This window comes from Lysobacter sp. yr284 (assembly GCF_900107375.1).
Lineage (GTDB): Bacteria > Pseudomonadota > Gammaproteobacteria > Xanthomonadales > Xanthomonadaceae > Lysobacter.
In genome coordinates this window covers 89,299-106,367 of record NZ_FNPT01000005.1, presented here as the reverse complement: position 1 = coordinate 106,367, position 17,069 = coordinate 89,299, and the positions used below count along the sequence as shown (strand labels likewise).

The following is a 17,069-nucleotide window of genomic DNA, read 5'->3' as shown; positions in this document are numbered from 1 at the left end:
GTCAGCAGGCTACGAGCGCACGCCGGGCGCGCGGAAAGGATGCTCGGTTATTCGTTAATGCCTTGCGTTCATTTCTCCCCGAATCCGGGGGGATTTCTAATGCGATCCAAGGCGACGCCCGCAACGGGGTCCGGTCCGGGCTCCGCCGCGGTCGCCGCCGGCCGTCGCCGTGCGGCCGGTCCCCCCCGGCGGGCAGCGCTGGCGCGCGCGCATTCACGATCGCGCTGCGCGGTCCGGCGCGACCGGTGTCTCATTTGGACCGCGCCGCCCGGCGCAGCTTGCGCGACAGGTAACGAACATTGTGATTCCATGGACGCCGGGTCGCCGCGCAGGCGTCCATGGAAGTCGGACCCAACCTTTTGCAGGCCGGACGCCGCCGCGTCGTCCCGCCGTCCCAGGAACGCGGCGAGCGAGCCCCTTTGCGATGAGTGCGTCACCCGTACCGAGCGCCGCCTTCGATCCCGTTTCCGACAACGCCACGCCGCTGGCCCAGGCGCTGAGCCATCTCGACCGGCTCGAGGCCGAGAGCATCCACATCCTGCGCGAGGTCGCGGCCGAGTTCCGCAACCCGGTGATGCTCTATTCCATCGGCAAGGACAGCTCGGTGCTGCTGCACCTGCTGCTCAAGGCCTTCTATCCCGCGCGCCCGCCGATCCCGCTGCTGCACGTGGACACCGGCTGGAAGTTCCGCGAGATGATCGCCTTCCGCGACCGCCGCGCCGCCGAGACCGGCGTCGACCTGCGCGTGCACATGAACCCCGACGGCCTGGCCCAGGGCATCGGCCCGGTCAGCCACGGCGCGGCCGTGCACACCGACGTGATGAAGACCCAGGGGCTCAAGCAGGCGCTGGACTGGAACAAGTTCGACGCCGCCATCGGCGGCGCGCGCCGCGACGAGGAAAAGTCGCGGGCCAAGGAGCGCATCTTCTCGTTCCGCAACCCGCAGCACCGCTGGGACCCGAAGAACCAGCGCCCGGAACTGTGGAACCTCTACAACACCCGCATCCACGCCGGCGAGAGCGTGCGCGTGTTCCCGATCTCGAACTGGACCGAGCTCGACGTGTGGCTGTACATCTTCCGCGAGCGCATCCCGGTGCCGTCGCTGTACTTCGCCGCGCAGCGCCCGGTGGTCGAGCGCGACGGCGCGCTGATCCTGGTCGACGACGAGCGCCTGCCGCTGCGCGCCGGCGAGACCCCGCAGGTCCGCAACGTGCGTTTCCGCACCCTGGGCTGCTATCCGCTCACCGGCGCGATCGAATCCGAAGCCGACACGCTGGAGAAGATCATCGCCGAGATGCTGGTGGCCACCACCTCCGAACGCCAGGGCCGGATGATCGATCACGATCCGTCCGCCTCGATGGAGCGCAAGAAGCAAGAGGGCTACTTCTGATGGCCACCGGATTCGGAATTCGGGATTCGGCGCTGGCCGAAGCGCAGCGCGGCGACGCGGGCGATGCGAAGCCGGACGCGGGCGGCGGCAAGTCGGGCGGCAGCGTGGTGGCGTTCGCCAATCCGCAGGCGTCGACCCCGCATGCCGTCGGCGAAGCCGTCGCCGACTACCTCAAGCAGCACGAGAGCAAGAGCCTGCTGCGCTTCATCACCTGCGGCAGCGTCGACGACGGCAAGAGCACCCTGATCGGGCGCCTGCTGCACGACACCCAGCGCCTGTTCGAGGACCAGCTGGCCGCGCTCGACGCCGACAGCCGCCGCCACGGCACCCGCAACGGCCAGATCGACTTCGCCCTGCTCGTCGACGGCCTCGCCGCCGAGCGCGAGCAGGGCATCACCATCGACGTGGCCTACCGCTACTTCGGCACCGAGCGGCGCAAGTTCATCGTCGCCGACTGCCCCGGCCACGAGCAGTACACCCGCAACATGGCCACCGGCGCGTCCACCGCCGACCTGGCGGTGGTGCTGGTCGACGCGCGCAAGGGCCTGCTGACCCAGACCCGCCGGCACAGCTATATCGTCTCGCTGCTCGGCATCCGCCACGTGCTGCTGGCGGTCAACAAGATGGACCTGGTCGGCTTCGACCAGAGCGTGTTCGAAGCCATCGTCGACGAGTACCGCGAACTGGCGGCCAAGCTCGGCATCGCGCACGTGCAGGCGGTGCCGCTGTCGGCGCTGGAAGGCGACAACCTCACCGCGCGCTCGGACGCCACCCCGTGGTATCGCGGCCCGAGCGTGCTCGAACACCTGGAAACCGTCGACGTCGCCCGCGACCGCGCCGACCTGGGCCTGCGCCTGCCGGTGCAGTGGGTCAACCGCCCGCACCAGGATTTCCGCGGTTTCGCCGGCACCGTCGCCGCCGGCAGCGTGCGCCCGGGCGACGAGATCGTGGCGCTGCCGTCGGGCCGGCGCTCGCGCGTGCAGCGCATCGTCACCGCCGACGGCGACCTGGCACAGGCGGTGGCGGGGCAGGCGGTGACGCTGACCCTCGCCGACGAACTCGACATCAGCCGCGGCGACGTGATCGCCGGCGCGGCGCAGCCGGCGCAAGTGGCCGACCAGTTCGCCGCGCACCTGCTGTGGATGGATGGCAACCCCTTGTTGCCTGGCCGGTCCTACTGGCTCAAGATCGGCACGCGCACGGTCAGCGCCAGCATCACCGAGATCAAGCACAAGATCGACGTCAACACCCAGGCCCAGCTGGCCGCGCGCCGGCTCGAACTCAACGAAGTGGCGTGGTGCAACATCGGCCTGGACCAGCCGATCGCGTTCGAGGCCTACCGCGACAACCGCGAGCTGGGCAGCTTCGTCCTGATCGACCGCCAGACTCACGCCACCGTCGCCGCCGGCACCCTCGATTTCGCCCTGCGCCGGGCCGAGAACATCCACTGGCAGCCGGTCGACGTCGACAACGCCGCGCGCGCCCGCGCCAAGCAGCAGAAGCCGCGCTGCGTGTGGTTCACCGGCCTGTCGGGCTCGGGCAAGTCGACCATCGCCAACCTGGTCGACAAGCAACTGCACGCGCTCGGCCACCACACCTTCATCCTCGACGGCGACAACGTCCGCCACGGGCTCAACAAGGACCTGGGCTTCACCGACGCCGACCGGGTCGAGAACATCCGCCGCGTCGCCGAAGTCGCCAAGCTGATGACCGACGCCGGCCTGATCGTGCTGGTGAGCTTCATCTCGCCGTTCCGCGCCGAGCGCCAACTGGCGCGCGAACTGTTCGGCACCGAGGAATTCGTCGAAGTCTTCGTCGACACGCCGCTGGAGGAAGCCGAGCGCCGCGACGTCAAGGGCCTGTACGCGAAGGCGCGCGCTGGCAAGATTCCGAACTTCACCGGCATCGACTCGCCGTACGAAGCGCCGGAGTCGCCGGAGCTGCATCTGGCGACGCTGGACGAGGACTCGCAGGCGCTGGCCCAGCGCGTGGTCGACTACCTGCGCGGCTGAGCCGCCGGGCTTCGTGCCCGCGCCGCGATCCGTCGCGTCGCGGTCGCGGCTCGCGCCGCTCCTACAGGGCGCCTTGCGGCTTTGTTCGCCTCCTGTAGGAGCGGCGCGAGCCGCGCCGCGCCACTGAAACGGCGACGCTTCTGCGCGATCGCCGTCCAGCCCAAACCAGAACGCCCCGGTTTTCGCCGGGGCGTTCGTTCGAGCGACGCGAGGACCGCCGCTCAGCTCTTCGCCGACTTGCTGCGGATGAACTCGTACAGGAACAACAGCACGATCGCGCAGACCACCGACACGATCAGCCCGATGAATCCGCCGCCGCCGTAGATGAGGCTGCCGACATACGCGCCGGCGATGCCGAGCAGGATGGTCAGGATCCATCCCATCGGATCCGCCCCCGGCTTGAAGAAGCGCGCGAGGATGCCGATGACCGCGCCGATGATGATCGTGGAAATGATGCCGCCGAACATGGCCTGCCTCCTCGAAGGAATGGAGCGCACCGGGATGGAGTGCGCAGGGATCATGTGAGCGCCGGCGTCGCCGCCGCGTGAGGGCGCGGCGGGTGGATTGGGCGGGGGTTAAGCCGGTGCCGCCGGGCCGAAACACCCGCTGCCGCGCTGTGCTTTTCGCCTGCGCGCGCAGCGGCGCCGGCACCATTCGCGATCCGGCCGCTATCGAGCCGACAAAGAAAAAGCGGGCCGACCGGCCCGCTTTCTCGTCCATGGCCCGGCGCCGGGGCTCAGCAGCAGCCGTGGCCGCCGTGACGATCGCCGCTGTCGGCGACGACTCCCGCACCGGTGGTCTCGCCGCGCTGGCTGGCCTGGTGATGCTCGGCCACCACCCGCGCCACGCACGCGGTCACCCGCTTGCCCATCGGGATGTGCAGGAACTCGTTGGGGCCGTGCGCGTTGGAATGCGGGCCGAGCACGCCGGTGATCATGAACTGCGCGCCCGGGAACTTCTCGCCGAGCATGCCCATGAACGGAATCGAGCCGCCTTCGCCCATGTACATCGCGGGCGCCCCGAAGAACTCGCGGCTCGACGCGTCGATCGCCTGGGACAGCCACGACGACATCGCCGGCGCGTTCCAGCCGCTGGAGGACTTCTCCAGTTCCAGCGACACCTGCGCGCCGTTGGGCGGATCGCGCAGCAGCACTTCCTTGAGCAGCTCGCCGGCGCGCTTGCCGTCCAGGGTCGGCGGCAGGCGCAGCGACAGCTTCACCGAGGTGTGGGGGCGCAGCACGTTGCCGGCCGAGGCCAGCGCCGGCATGCCGTCCACGCCGGTCACCGACAGCGCCGGGCGCCAGGTGCGGTTGAGCACCAGTTCGGACAGGTCCTCGGCCATCGGCGTCATGCCGGGCAGGAACGGGAACTTGTCGTAGACCGCGGTGCCGAGCACCTTGGCGGCCTGGCGCGCCTGCTCCATGCGCTCTTCCGGCACGTCGACGTACAGGCCTTCGATCAGGATCTTGCCGCTGGTCTCGTCCTCCAGCCTCGACAGCAGCTGGCGCAGCAGGCGGAAGCTCGACGGCACCACGCCCGAGGCGTCGCCCGAATGCACGCCTTCGCTGAGCACCTTGACCGTGAAGTTGCCGCCGGCCAGGCCGCGCAGCGAGGTCGTGCACCACAGCTGCTCGTAGTTGCCGCAGCCCGAGTCCAGGCACACCACCAGCGAGGGCTTGCCGATGCGGTCGGCGAGGTGGTCGACATAGGCCGGCAGGTCGTAGCTGCCCGACTCCTCGCAGGCCTCGATCAGGATCACGCAGCGCGAGTGCGGGACCTGCTGGTCCTGCAGCGCCAGGATCGCCGTCAGCGAGCCGAAGATCGCGTAGCCGTCGTCGGCGCCGCCGCGGCCGAACAGCTTGTCGCCCTTGATCACCGGCTTCCACGGGCCGAGGCCGTCGTCCCAGCCGGTCATCTCCGGCTGCTTGTCCAGGTGGCCGTACAACAGCACGCAATCCTCGTCGCGTGTCTGTGCCGAGGCATCGGCGGCGCCATGCGCGGGCTTGCCCGCAAACGCGGGGATGTCGATGAAGATCAGCGGCGTGCGGCCTTCCAGCCGGACCACCTCGACCTGCATGCCCGGGATGGTCTGGGCCTTGGCCCAGGATTCCATCAGCTTGACCGCATCGTCCATGTAGCCGTGCTTGACCCAGTCGGCGTCGAACATCGGCGACTTGTTGGGGATGCGGATGTACTCGACCAATTGCGGGACGATTTCGTCGTCCCACTTCTGACCGACGTAGCGGTCGACCTTGCTGGCGTCCATGAACGGGGCCTCGGAGCTGGGGAAGGCCGCCATTTTACGCCTGCCGGGGCGTGTAGGACTTTTCCTACCCTGCGCTGCGGCTCCGCCCGACTTCGCCGGGGCGCAAGCGGCGATAACCTGTGCCCGTCGAGACATGGAGACTGTCTCCACCGGCAGACAAGGACTCAAGGAAGCAAGTCGGCCGGACTGGAACGGAATCCAATCTCAAGGAGCTCAACATGAAGTCGTTTGCCCTCATCGCCAAGTCGCTGGTGCTCTCGCTGGTCCTCGCCGGCAGCGCCTACGCCTCCGAGAAGGTCAATATCAACAGCGCCGATGCGGCCACGCTGGACCGCGTGCTGCTCAACATCGGGGCGTCCAAGGCAGAAGCGATCGTCGCTTACCGCAAGGCCAACGGGGCCTTCCGCAGCGTCGAACAGCTGGCCCTGGTCAAGGGGATCGGTCTGAAGACGGTGGAAAAGAACCGGGACCGTATCGTGGTGGGTGGGGCGCCGGCGCAGGGTCGCCCCATCAACACCGCCGGCGCCATCGCGGCGCCGCGCGCCGCCAGTAAGCGCTGAACAAGCCTGCCGGCACCGTACGGATGCGGAGCCGGTAGCTGATCGGGCAAGGATGCCCGAAGGATTCGGGGGGAGGTCCCTGGACACGGAAGTACGCTGCCCCGCCGCGGATGGATCCGCGGCGGGGCGCACCCAACCGAAGCAACGCAGCCCCGCCGCTGCCCCCGAAGCGACAAACCCCCAAGCCCCTACGCCGTACTACAGGCCCCTGTAGGAACGGCGCAAGCCGCGACCGCGCCAGGCAAACACCGGCGCCACCCCTCGCGAGCCCCGCCCAGCACTGTTCTCACTCAGCCCCCGGCCCACAGGCCCGGCCTGTTGTGATGCGCCTCGATCCCCGCCCCGGGACCGCCAGCGCTTGGGCCCCCCACCCAGACCCACTAGACTGGCCGCTCCGTTCAGCCAGCCCTGCGCAGCCATGTCCGACCGCCCGTCCTGGTGCATCCCCGCCAACGAATACCGCCGCGAGCGCTGGCGCAACCAGTTCGGCTGGACCCGCGAGATCGTGCGCATGCGCCGCGAGGCCGGCCAGGACCGCGTGGCGCAGGGCGAGCAGGACTGGGACTGGCGCCTGTCCATCGCCGAGATCGAGAGCGACGCGCCGTTCTCGGCCTTCCCCGGGATCGACCGCGAACTGGTCCTGCTCAGCGGCAACGGCCTGCGCCTGCGTTTCGACGAGGGCGAGGCGGTCGAGCTGCACCCGCCGCACGACAAACTGCGCTTCGCCGGCGAACGCACGGTGACCGGCGAGCTGATCGACGGCCCGACCCACGACTTCAACCTGATGTGGCGCCGTGGCCGGGTCCGCGCCGAGCTCTGGCACCGGCCGCTGGTCGGCCCGATGGTGCTGTTCGCCGAACCTGGCCAGAGCTGGGCCGTGCACCTGCTGGCGGGCCAGGCGCACTTCGCCGACGGCTCGGGACTGGCGCCGCTGCAGGCGGGCGATACCGCGATCCTGGCGGCGGGCGAGGATCGCCTGCGCCATGTGCTGGAAGGCGGCGGCGAAGTGTTGCTGGTGCGCGTCGGCGAAGCCTGAGCTGCGTGGGCAACCAGTTTGCGCGAATGACGGCGGAGGCGAGACGGCGATCGTCGTGATCGGCGTGCTGCGGTTGGCGTCGTAGGCGCGGTGTCGCGGTCGCGGCTCGCGCCGCTCTTACAGTCGGACTTCCAGCGGTCGTGCGGACCTGCGGGAGGGCCTTCAGGCCCGACGTTTCCCGCTCAGATCGCCGCGTTCTCCGCGAACGCGCACCGATCAATACACATCGCGCCGATACCGCCCCTGCGCCGCCATCGCTTCCAGCGCTTCGTCGCCGAGCGCTTCGCGCAACACTGCGTCCACCGCCGGCGCCATCCCTTCCAGACTGCCGCAGACGTAGACCGCGGCGCCCGCGTCGACCCATTCGCGCACCTGGTCGATGCGTTCGCGCACGCGGTCCTGCACGTACACCCGCTGCGCGCCGTCGCGCGAAAACGCATAGTCAGCGCGCTCGAGCCGGCCGTCGGCCAGCCACGCTTCGAGTTGGTCGCGGTAGTGCAGGTCGCAGGCGGCGTTGCGTTCGCCGAACAGCAGCCAGTTGCGGCGATGGCCGGCGTCGATGCGCTCGCGCAGCAGCGCGCGCAGCCCGGCCAGGCCGGTGCCGTTGCCGATCAGGATCAGCGGCCGCGCATCGTCGGGCGCGTGGAAGGACGGGTTGGTGCGGATGCGCAGGTCGATGGCCGCGCCGTCGCCGGCGTGTTCGGTCAGCCAGCCGCTGCCCAGGCCGAGGCGGCCGTCGTCGCGGCGCATCTGCCGGACCAGCAGGCGCAGCGCGCCGTCGGCGGGAACCGAGGCGATGGAGTACTCGCGGTGCGGCAGCGGCGCCAGGGCGTCGGCCAGCGCCTGCGCGCTCTGGCCGCGCGCGTCGGCGGCGGCAGGCAGGCGCGAGCGTTGCAGCAGATCGGCCAGCGCGGTCTCGGCCTCGTCGCGGCGCACGCGCGCGGCGCCGTCGAAGCCGTTCGCGGCCAGCCATTGCGCAACCTCGTCGGCCGGGTTGCGCGGCCCGATCTCGGCGATGTCGCCGGCCCGCCATTGCAGCGCCGAACCGTCGGCCGGCACCAGCGCAAGATGGAACGCGGCCGCGCCGGCGCTGCCGGGATTGGCGATGCGCCGCTCGCGCAGGCGCCACGGCGCATAGGCCGGCGCGCTCCAGTCGGGCAGGTCGGTGCGGCCGGCGAGCAGGCCCAGGTGGTGTTGCCAGTGGCGCAGCGCGCCGGCGTCGCCGTTGTCGACCTCGACCAGGTCGAACAGCGGCTGCGCGCCGGCGTGGCGCAGCCAGTGGTCGAGGCGATGGCCGAATGCGCAGTACTCGACGTATTCGCGGTCGCCCAGGGCGAGCACCCCAAAGCCCAATTGCGGCAGCGGCGTCGCCGCGCCCATCGCCTTGCGCACGAACGCCGCGGCGCTGTCGGGCGCGTCGCCCTCGCCGGTGGTGCTGACCACGAACAACGCGCGGCGGTAGTGCGCCAGTTGCGTGGCGTCGAGCGTGCCGAGTACGGCCAGGTCGGCGTTGAGGCCGGCGTCGCGCAGCGCCTGCCAGCTGCGCCGCGCCAGTTGTTCGGCGAAGCCGGTCTGGCTGGCGAAGGCGACCAGCCAATCGCCGCGGCGGTCGGCGTGGATCGCCGGCAAGGCCTCGCGTCGCGCGCTGCGCCTGCGCGAGCGCGCGACCGCGGCGACGAAGCCGGCATAGGCGGCGACCAGTGCGGCGGCCATCCACCAGCGGCCGCGGCCGGGCGCGACCCACTGCCAGGCGTCGGCCTGCCAGCGCGCCAACGCCGCGGCGAGCGCCGCCAGTGCGAGCAGCGCCAGCGCATTGCCGAGCAGCGACAGGTTGAGTGCGCGTTCGCGCGCGCCGGCGTTCGAAGTCATGCGGAACGCTGCCGGGCGACGAAGCCCGGCGTGGTGCGGGCGACGAAACCGTTGCCTTCGCGCAGCACGAACAGCGCGGCGAGTTGGCGGCGGTTGGCGTAGGCGAACCCGGCGCGGGCGCCGAGCACGGTCAGGGCGGTGGCGAGCGCGTCGGCGTGCATGCAGCGTTCGTGCAGGACGGTGACCGAGGCCACCGCGTTGTCGATCGGCGCGCCGGTGCGCGGGTCGAGCGTATGCGAGTAGCGGCGCGCGCCGCCGGCGGCCGTGCCGGCGCGTTCGGCGCCGGAGCGTCCGCAGTTGGACGGCTCGACCCCGGATTGTTCGAAATAGCGCCGGTAGTCGCCGGACGTGGCGATGGCCAGGCCGTCGAGCGCGATCACCGCAGCGGCTTCGTCCTCGCGTCCGGGTCGCTCGACCGCGATGCGCCAGGCCGAGCCGTCGGGCTTGCGCCCGTGCGCGCGCAGTTCGCCGCCGACTTCGACCAGCCAATCGGCCACGCCCTGCGCGAGCAGCCAGTCGCCGACGCGGTCGACGCCGTAGCCCTTGGCGATGGAGGAAAAATCGAGATAGGCGCCGCCCGGCTGGGACAGCTCGCGCGTGGCGGGATCGAAGCGCAGCCGGCGCCAGTCGACGCGTTCGCGCGCCTGCGCCAGCGGCGCGGTGGCCGGCGCCTGGGTGCGCGCGCCGGCGGGGCCGAAGCCCCACAGGTCGGCCAGCGGGCCGATGGTCGGGTCGTAGGCGCCGTCGGTGTCGGCGGCCAGCGCCAGCGCCGCGTGCAGCACCTCGGCGAACGGCGCCGGCAGGATGTGCGCGCTGCCGGCTGCGGCGCGGTTGTAGCGGCTGATGTCCGAATCCGCTTGCCAGGTGCTCATCTGCGCGACGACTTCGGCGAGCCGCGCCTGGATGCCGCGTTCCAGGCCGATCAGGGCCGACACGGGCGCGACCAGCTTGACCGACCAGGTCGTACCCATGCTCAGCCCGCGCAACTCGTGCAGCGCGGCGGGCGCGGACATCGCCGACGCGTCGAACGTCGCGCGCGCGGCGAGGCTCGGCGCGGACGCCGGCGCGAAGACGCTCGGCGCGAAACCGTCCTGCGCGCGCGCAGCCGCGCCGTGGGCGGGCGCCACGGCGCCCGTCCACGACCACATCGCCTGCGGCGCGCGCGCAGCCATCGCTTACTGCGGCAGCACTTCGAACACCGCCACGTAGCTCAGGCGGCGCTGCTTGGCGTCGGGCAGGGTGGTCTTGGCGTCTTCGCTGGCGGTTTCCAGCCAGTACATGCCGGCCTGCGGCCACTTCACCTCGAACTTGCCGTCGGCGCCGGTGGCGACGTGGATCTCGGCCTGTTCGTTGCGGTAGCGGGTCGCGCCCGGCACCACTTCGATCTTCAGGCCCGCGGCCGGCTTGCCGTCGACCAGCAGCTGGAACGTCGCCGCTTCGCCGGCGAACAGGTCGTTGGGATGGGTCACCGGCACCAGCTCGATGCCCTTGCCGGTGGTCTTGAACGCGCCCGTGCTCGGCTTGCCGACGGTGGCGAAGGTCTCGACCCGGCCCAGGCTCTCGGAGGCGTTGACCTCGGTCGCGCCGGCCGGGATTGCGCCCTTGAACTCGCTGGCCTTGCCGCGCCAGCGCTTGGCTTCGCCGCCGAGCTTGTAGCTGGCGAACATGCCTTCGTTGTTCATCGCGATCTTGTAGGTGCCTTCCTGCTGCAGCTGCAGGTCGAACACGCTGCGCAGCTTGCCGGTGGAACCGTTCTGCGCTTGCACCGCGCTGCCGTCCGGCGCGGTCACCTGCAGCCGCTCCAGCGGCAGCGGCACGTGGTTGAAGTAGAACAGGTCGTTGGATACGGCCGCATCGACCGTCATCCACGAGCCCTTCTCCGAGAACACGGTCTGCGAGGGTTGCAGCCAGGCCTTGTGGGCGTGGGCGGTGACGCTGAGGCCGAGCGCGGCGACGGCGGTGGCGGCGGCGAGTGCGAGTTTGAGGTTCATGGCGTGAGTCCGGGAATGAAGGGAATGAGGGGAAACAGGGAGAGCGAAGCGATGCGGGGCCGTGCGGAAGCGGCGGGAACGAGGCGACGAACCAGGCAGGAAACCTGCGCAGCGGCAAACCCCGCCATCGCCTTGTTTCCGCCGAGTGCCTTCGTTGCCCGCGCCATCACGGCTTGACCGTCACCGCGACCTTGCCCAACTCCGTCTTGCCTTGTGCCGACAGCTTCTGCGCCTTGGCCGGCCACTCGAACGGGATGGTCACCATTTCGCGGCCGCCGACTTCGCGCGCGGCTTCCACCACCAGGGTGTAGCTACCCGGAGCCAGGCCGGCGAGTTGCTTGGACGCGCCCTTGAAGGCGACCGCGTGCTGGCCGACCGGGCGGGTCGCGCCGCTGACGCCGTCGACCGGCATCGTCAGGGTGCGGCCGCTGCGCCGCCACCACTGGCGCATGTCCTTGAGCCACTTGGTGCCTTCGCCGTTCTTCATGTCCACGTCGTACCAGACCAGCAGGTTGCTGGCCACGGAGTTGTCGGCTTTCTCGATCCAGGCGGCGACGTAGGGGCGGTGATATTCGGCCGCGTTGATGCGCGGCACTTCGATGTTGAGTTCCAGATCGGCGGCGAACGCCGGCAGCGGCAGGGTCAGCGCCGGGATCAGGATCTTGAACATGGACGGCTTCATGGAGCGCTCCGGAAAGTTGCGGTGAATGTCTGCGGATTCTTCAATGCATGAACAAGACGACGATCAGTAATGGCAGCAGCAGCCCCGCGACCACCAGCGGCCAGGTCTTGCCGCGCTGGCGCGCGTGCAACTGCAGCAGCCACAGGCCGGTCAGCGCGAACAGCAGGCAGGCCACCGCGAACAGGTCGATGAACCAGCGCCAGGCGGTGCCGGTGTTGCGGCCCTTGTGCAGGTCGTTGAGCCAGGCGATCCAGCCGCGGTCGGTGCGTTCGTATTCGATCGCGCCGCTCTCGCGGTCGATGCTGATCCAGGCGTCGCCGCCGGGACGCGGCAGCGACACGTAGACCTCGCCGTCGCTCCACTCGCCCTTGCGGCCGTCGGTGCGCACGTCCAACGCATCGGCGAGCCAGTCGTTGACATTGCCCGGCAGCGGCGCGTCGGCGGCGCGCTCGCCGCGCAGGCTGCGCAGCAGGCTCGCCGGCAGGGTTTCCTTGAGATTGACCACGCGCGGCTTGGATTCGATCTGCGCGGCGTGGTTGAGGGTGATGCCGGTGACCGAGAACAGCAGCAGCGCGACCAGGCTCAGCGCTGCGCTGATCCAGTGCCAGCGGTGCAGGGTCTTGAGCCAGTACGCGCGGCGGTTGGGATCGGCGCCGTTGGCGGCCGCAGCGCTCACGTCTGGCTCCAGCGCCGCAGCAGGTTGTGGTAGACGCCGGTCAGCTGCACCAGCGCCGGATGCTCGGGCACGTCGGCGTTGAGCCGGCGGATCGCCACGTCGAGTTCGAACATCAGCCGGCGCTGCGCGTCTTCCGCCAGCAGGCTCTGGATCCAGAAGAACGACGCCATGCGCGCGCCGCGGGTGACCGGGGTGACCTTGTGCAGGCTGGTGCCGGGATACAGCACCAGGTCGCCGGCCGGCAGCTTGACGCTGTGCGAGCCGTAGGTGTCCTCGATGACCAGCTCGCCGCCGTCGTACTCGTCGGGTGCGCTGAGGAACAAGGTCGCCGACAGGTCGGTGCGCACCGCGTCCATGCCGCCGCGGCTGCGGTCGTAGCGGATCGCGTTGTCGACGTGGAAGCCGAACGACTGCCCGCCGGCGTAGCGGTTGAACAGCGGCGGATACACGCGCTGCGGCAGGGCGGCGGAGAAGAACGTCGGATTCTTGGACAGCGCGTCGAGGATCAGCGCGCCGAGCTCGCGCGCGGCCGGATCGGTTTCCGGCAACTGCGCGTTGTCCTTGGCCTTGGCCGACTGGTGGCCGGCGGTGATGCGTCCGTCGGCCCAGCCGGCCTGGTCCAGGCGCGCCCGGCAATGGGCGACCTGTTCGGCGGTGAGAACCTTGGGCACGTGCAGCAGCATGGTTACCTCGATGCGGCCGCCCGGCGGATCCGGGCGGCGCGCGTGGCCGGGAAGCGTCGATTAGACCGTGAAGCCGACGCCTCCCGCCACTTGGCTTGCGTTCAGAACGAGAAGTTGGCGCTCAGCACCACCTGGCGGCCGTCGCCCGGGGTGGCCCAGCCGTTGTTGCGGATGCGGGTGAAATACTCTTCGTCGCTCAGGTTGTTGACGTTGAGCTGCAGCTGGGCCTGGCGGCTGATCTTGTAGGCGACCATCGCGCGGTGGGTCCAGTAGCTGCCGTAGGTGGTCAGCGGGCCGTTGACGTTGGTCGCGCTGTGCTGGGTCAGCCAGATCTTGCCCTGGTAGGTCGCGCCGTAGCCGATCTGCCACTTCGGGCTGAGGTCGTAGGTGGTCCACAGGCTGAAGGAATGCTCCGGCACGCTCAGCAGGCGGTCGCCCTTGGTGAAGTCCTGGCCGAGCTGCGCCTGACGGTTGGACACGCCGCGCAGCACTTCGCTGTCGAGGAAGGCGTAGTTGGCGTAGACCGCCCAGTGGTCGGTCAGCAGGCCGGACAGGCCGAGCATCACGCCGTCGACGCGCGCGCGGCCGTCGAGCTGCTGCAGGCCGGACGGGTTGAGCGGGTTGGCCGGGTCGGCGACCTTGTAGTTCTTGCGGTCGTTGCGGAACACCGAACCGGTCAGCGCGAGGCGGCCGTCGAGGAAGTCCCACTTGGTGCCGAGTTCGTAGCTGACCGCGGTTTCCGGATCGACCGAGCAGTTCTGCGGCGTGCACGAACCGTTGACCGAGGCCTTCGACGGAGTCTTGGAATTGCCGTAGGCGATGTAGACGCTGCCGTTCTCGACCGGCTTGAACACCAGGCCGGCGCGGTAGGAGAACAGATCGTCGTTGCTCTTGGTCGGCACGCCGTAGCCGGTGACGGTGCCGATCGGCTGCGCCGGCAGCGGCTGGTTGGCGGCGGTCGGCGCCTGCACGACGACGGCGCTGTTGGTTTTGCCCTCGTTGCGCTCGTAGCGCGCGCCCAGGCTCAGCTGCCACTGCTCGTTGAACTTGAGCGTGTCGAACACGTACAGCGCGCGGTTGTCGAGTTCGCCCTCGGTGCGCCCGGTCAGGGTGCGGTTGAGCGGACCGCGATAGATGTGGTCCGGGTTGGCGATGTTCATCTGCGGCAGGCCCGCCAGGAACGGGTTGGTGCCGTTGGGGTTGCGGAAGTCGCTGGTGACGTCGAGGTCGAACTTCTCGTGCAGGATCGAGAAGCCGGCGACCAGATTGTGCTCGATCGCGCCGGTGTTGAAGTTGAGCGTCAGGTCGGTCTGGTTGTAGATCGTGGTGTTGCGCGTGTCGCGGCCGTAGCCGCGCGGGCCGCTGGGGCTGTAGTTGCCCGGGCGGGTCGCGCCGCAGGCGGCGCCGGTGGGATTGGTGCCGTTGGCCAGGCACCAGGTGCCCTGCACGGCGTCGACCAGCGAGAACTGGTCGACCTGCTGCCAGCGAGTCAGATTGCGCAGCTTGAAGCGCTCGTTGAAGCTGTGATCGATCACCGAGGTCAGCGAATCGAGCTCGACTTCCTGGCGGTCGATGTTGCTGTAGCCGTAGTAATTGCCGCGGTCGATGCCCGGCAGCACGTCGCCGTTGAAGAACGGCAGGCCGTATTGCGGGGTGTTGTCGTCGCTCTGGTGCAGGTAGCTCAGGGTCCACGACGTGTCGCCGCCCAGGCCGAAGCCGAGCGAGGCGGCCACGCCCCAGCGCTGATTGTCCTCGACGTCGCGGCCCGGCACGTCGTTCTGGTGCGCCATGGTGTTCAGGCGCAGCGCGGTGCCTTCGCCGAGCACGAAGTTGCTGTCGCTGGTGAAGCGCGCGTAGGCGTCGGTGCCGGCGGCGATGGAGGCCTTGTGGAACTCGTTGAGCCCGGCGGACTTGCTGACCAGGTTGACGGTGCCGCCGACCGAGCCGGCGCCGGAATAGACCGAGTTGGCGCCGTTGATCACTTCCACCGATTCCAGGTTGAACGGATCGGTGCGGCTGTACATGCCGCTGTCGCGCACGCCGTCGACGGTGATGTCGTTGGTGGCGTCGAAGCCGCGCAGGTTGATCTTGTCGCCGAAGCCGCCGCCGCCTTCGCCGGCGCCGAAGGTGATGCCCGGCAGGGTGCTGAGGATGTCCTGCAGCGACAGCAGGTTCTGGCCGTCGATGGTGTTGCGGTCGATCACGGTGACCGTCTGCGGGGTATCGCGCAGGTTCGCGGTGTACTTGCCGCTGCTGGCCTTCTGCACGCGCTGGCCGTGCACCTCGACGCCTTCCACGTCCTTGGCCTGGGGGGCCGGGGCGGGAGCGGCGAGGGTGGGCAGGCTGATGGCGAGGGCGAGCGCGCCGGCGAGCGGCGACACGACGAACTTCGTGGGCGACATGGGAATCTCTGGGGGCAGGAAAAGGGCCGCGACCCCGGGGGCCGCGTCGGGTCGGGATACTAATGAGATGGATTCTCATTTGCAACGAAAATTGAACGTGAAACCCGGCTGTAACCGTTTTCGTCGCATATCTGTGCATGGGGCCGCCGCCAAACAGTCGCCATCTGGCGATGCGGGCGCCCGGCGCAAGCCGCGCCCGGCTTGCGGACTCGAGCTCATTGCGCGACGTCTTCGAATGCCTTTTGACCGCGCGCCAGACGTGGTCCGGTCAGTTGCGCGGCGATCCGCTGGCGCTTTGTCGGCGACTCAAAAACATCGGGGCGAGAGGGCGTGCTTGCTCACGAAGAGCCAGTTCTACACTGAACGTCTTCGGCAAAAGGATGCCCGCCATGACGCTTCGCCCTCTCGCTGTCGCGTCCGTCCTGGTGTGCTGCGCGCTGATGGGTTGCAAAACCATCGAGCCGCCGAACGGCACGCTCAAGGACATGCAGGAGTGGGCGACGCCCGAGCCGCGGGACCGCGTGTCGCCCGCGAACGAACAACGGCGCGCCAAAGCGGCGATGGTGCGATGGGTCGAGCGGTATCTGAAGCGCGAGTACCGCGTGATCGGTCGGCGTTTCGTCTTGACCGCGCCTGGGGATACTGACTTTGCGGCGATGGGCTCCAAAGCGAATCAATACGCCACACAGACCTTGAGCGGAGCTATGCAGGTCGATGGCTGGCTCGACGATGACAATTACATGATGTTCCTATAGAAGCTCGGCGATAGCTCGCCGCGCTACGTTGCTTTGGCGATCACCAATGATTTCTTGCCCGGTACTCAGTAGCGCGCTCTGGCCGGTTATTTCGAGCTTGTGCGATCTGTGAGGCATTAAATGTGCGCTTTTTACTCGGAAGATCCGCAGGGTTAGATCAAACCGAGCCTTTGAGCCTGAGGCTATGCCCGCCGACGACTGGCACGGTCTAAACTGGTCGCACCTGGCAAAAGGAGCTTCGCCGTGAAGTGCCGCCCCCTCGTTGTCTTACTCGTCCTGGCGTGTTGCGCGTTGGCGAGTTGCAAGACCATCGAGCCAGCGAACAGCACGCTCAAGGACATGCAGAAGTGGGCGACGCCCGAGCCGCGGGATCGGGTGTCGCCGCCGAACGAACAGCGGCGCGCCAAGGCGGCGATGGTGAGCTGGGTGGAGCAGTATCTGAAGCACGAGTATCGGGTGGTCGGGCAGCGTTTCGTCTTGACCGAGCCTGGGTTCACCGCAGGGGCGTCGATCGGCTCAAAGGCGCATCAGTTTGTCACCCAGAACTTGGGCGGCACGATGCTGGTCGAAGGCTGGTATGACGACGACAACTATCGGCTCTTTCTGTGGACATTCGGCGATGGCTCAAAGCGATACGTGGCCTTCGTATTGACCCGCGATTTTCTGCCCGATACCGGTGAACGCCGTCTGGTCGGTTATCTGGAGCTTGTGCCTGCTGCAAAGAACTGAGGCATGCAACGCAAGAGG

The 17,069-nt window shown here is 69.2% G+C and carries 15 protein-coding genes; 6 read left to right on the top strand and 9 right to left on the bottom strand.

Features of this window, described 5'->3' with window-relative positions; translation table 11 throughout:
- The first annotated feature begins 424 nt into the window (after positions 1-424).
- Together cysD and cysN are read left to right on the top strand one after the other, a co-directional pair.
- Positions 425-1,390 (top strand): sulfate adenylyltransferase subunit CysD, encoded by a 966-nt coding sequence (cysD, locus tag BLV01_RS10425; RefSeq protein WP_091798524.1) that lies wholly within the window; start codon positions 425-427, stop codon positions 1,388-1,390.
- Positions 1,390-3,402, top strand: a complete 2,013-nt coding sequence (cysN, locus tag BLV01_RS10420) for a sulfate adenylyltransferase subunit CysN (protein WP_091798522.1) — start codon at positions 1,390-1,392, stop codon at positions 3,400-3,402. The genes cysD and cysN overlap by 1 nt, the downstream gene beginning before the upstream one ends.
- A gap of 221 nt (positions 3,403-3,623) precedes the next feature.
- Here cysN and BLV01_RS10415 read toward each other — a convergent pair whose 3' ends face one another.
- Positions 3,624-3,923 carry a GlsB/YeaQ/YmgE family stress response membrane protein gene (locus BLV01_RS10415; RefSeq protein WP_343124241.1) on the bottom strand — a complete coding sequence of 100 codons (300 nt, stop codon included), beginning with the start codon at positions 3,921-3,923 and terminating at the stop codon, positions 3,624-3,626.
- Between the two features lie 215 nt (positions 3,924-4,138).
- Positions 4,139-5,668 (bottom strand): M20 family metallopeptidase, encoded by a 1,530-nt coding sequence (locus tag BLV01_RS10410; RefSeq protein WP_091798520.1) that lies wholly within the window; start codon positions 5,666-5,668, stop codon positions 4,139-4,141.
- Between the two features lie 218 nt (positions 5,669-5,886).
- Here BLV01_RS10410 and BLV01_RS10405 point away from each other — a divergent pair, with 218 nt between their 5' ends.
- Positions 5,887-6,228, top strand: a complete 342-nt coding sequence (locus BLV01_RS10405; RefSeq protein ID WP_057950004.1) for a ComEA family DNA-binding protein — start codon at positions 5,887-5,889, stop codon at positions 6,226-6,228.
- 418 nt (positions 6,229-6,646) lie between these two features.
- Positions 6,647-7,264: a HutD/Ves family protein gene (locus BLV01_RS10400; protein ID WP_091798517.1), complete on the top strand. Its 618-nt coding sequence runs from the start codon at positions 6,647-6,649 to the stop codon at positions 7,262-7,264.
- Between the two features lie 216 nt (positions 7,265-7,480).
- Here the strand turns inward: BLV01_RS10400 and BLV01_RS10395 are convergent, their stop codons facing one another.
- The 7 genes from BLV01_RS10395 to BLV01_RS10365 all read right to left on the bottom strand — a co-directional run bounded on the left by BLV01_RS10395 (position 7,481) and on the right by BLV01_RS10365 (position 15,567).
- A complete protein-coding gene (locus BLV01_RS10395) occupies positions 7,481-9,133 on the bottom strand; it encodes a sulfite reductase subunit alpha (RefSeq protein ID WP_091798514.1) in 1,653 nt (550 codons plus the stop codon).
- Positions 9,130-10,305: an FAD:protein FMN transferase gene (locus BLV01_RS10390; protein WP_254782589.1), complete on the bottom strand. Its 1,176-nt coding sequence runs from the start codon at positions 10,303-10,305 to the stop codon at positions 9,130-9,132. Before BLV01_RS10390 ends, BLV01_RS10395 begins: the two co-directional genes overlap by 4 nt.
- Before the next feature lie 3 nt (positions 10,306-10,308).
- A complete protein-coding gene (locus BLV01_RS10385) occupies positions 10,309-11,124 on the bottom strand; it encodes a DUF4198 domain-containing protein (RefSeq protein ID WP_091798511.1) in 816 nt (271 codons plus the stop codon).
- 166 nt (positions 11,125-11,290) lie between these two features.
- Entirely contained in the window at positions 11,291-11,806 is a 516-nt protein-coding gene (locus BLV01_RS10380; RefSeq protein WP_217633486.1) for a DUF2271 domain-containing protein, read from the bottom strand.
- A 40-nt stretch (positions 11,807-11,846) separates the two neighbouring features.
- The gene (locus tag BLV01_RS10375) at positions 11,847-12,482 is read right to left on the bottom strand and encodes a PepSY-associated TM helix domain-containing protein (RefSeq protein WP_091798508.1); all 636 of its coding nucleotides are present in this window, start codon (positions 12,480-12,482) and stop codon (positions 11,847-11,849) included.
- The gene (locus BLV01_RS10370) at positions 12,479-13,165 is read right to left on the bottom strand and encodes a Fe2+-dependent dioxygenase (protein WP_091798505.1); all 687 of its coding nucleotides are present in this window, start codon (positions 13,163-13,165) and stop codon (positions 12,479-12,481) included. Before BLV01_RS10370 ends, BLV01_RS10375 begins: the two co-directional genes overlap by 4 nt.
- 101 nt (positions 13,166-13,266) lie before the next feature.
- Positions 13,267-15,567: a TonB-dependent receptor gene (locus tag BLV01_RS10365; RefSeq protein ID WP_091798502.1), complete on the bottom strand. Its 2,301-nt coding sequence runs from the start codon at positions 15,565-15,567 to the stop codon at positions 13,267-13,269.
- A gap of 389 nt (positions 15,568-15,956) precedes the next feature.
- Here BLV01_RS10365 and BLV01_RS10360 point away from each other — a divergent pair, with 389 nt between their 5' ends.
- Positions 15,957-16,322, top strand: coding sequence for a hypothetical protein (locus BLV01_RS10360; RefSeq protein ID WP_139178602.1), 366 nt, complete (start codon positions 15,957-15,959; stop codon positions 16,320-16,322).
- Between the two features lie 243 nt (positions 16,323-16,565).
- A complete protein-coding gene (locus tag BLV01_RS10355) occupies positions 16,566-17,051 on the top strand; it encodes a hypothetical protein (RefSeq protein WP_091798497.1) in 486 nt (161 codons plus the stop codon).
- Positions 17,052-17,069: the final 18 nt, after the last annotated feature.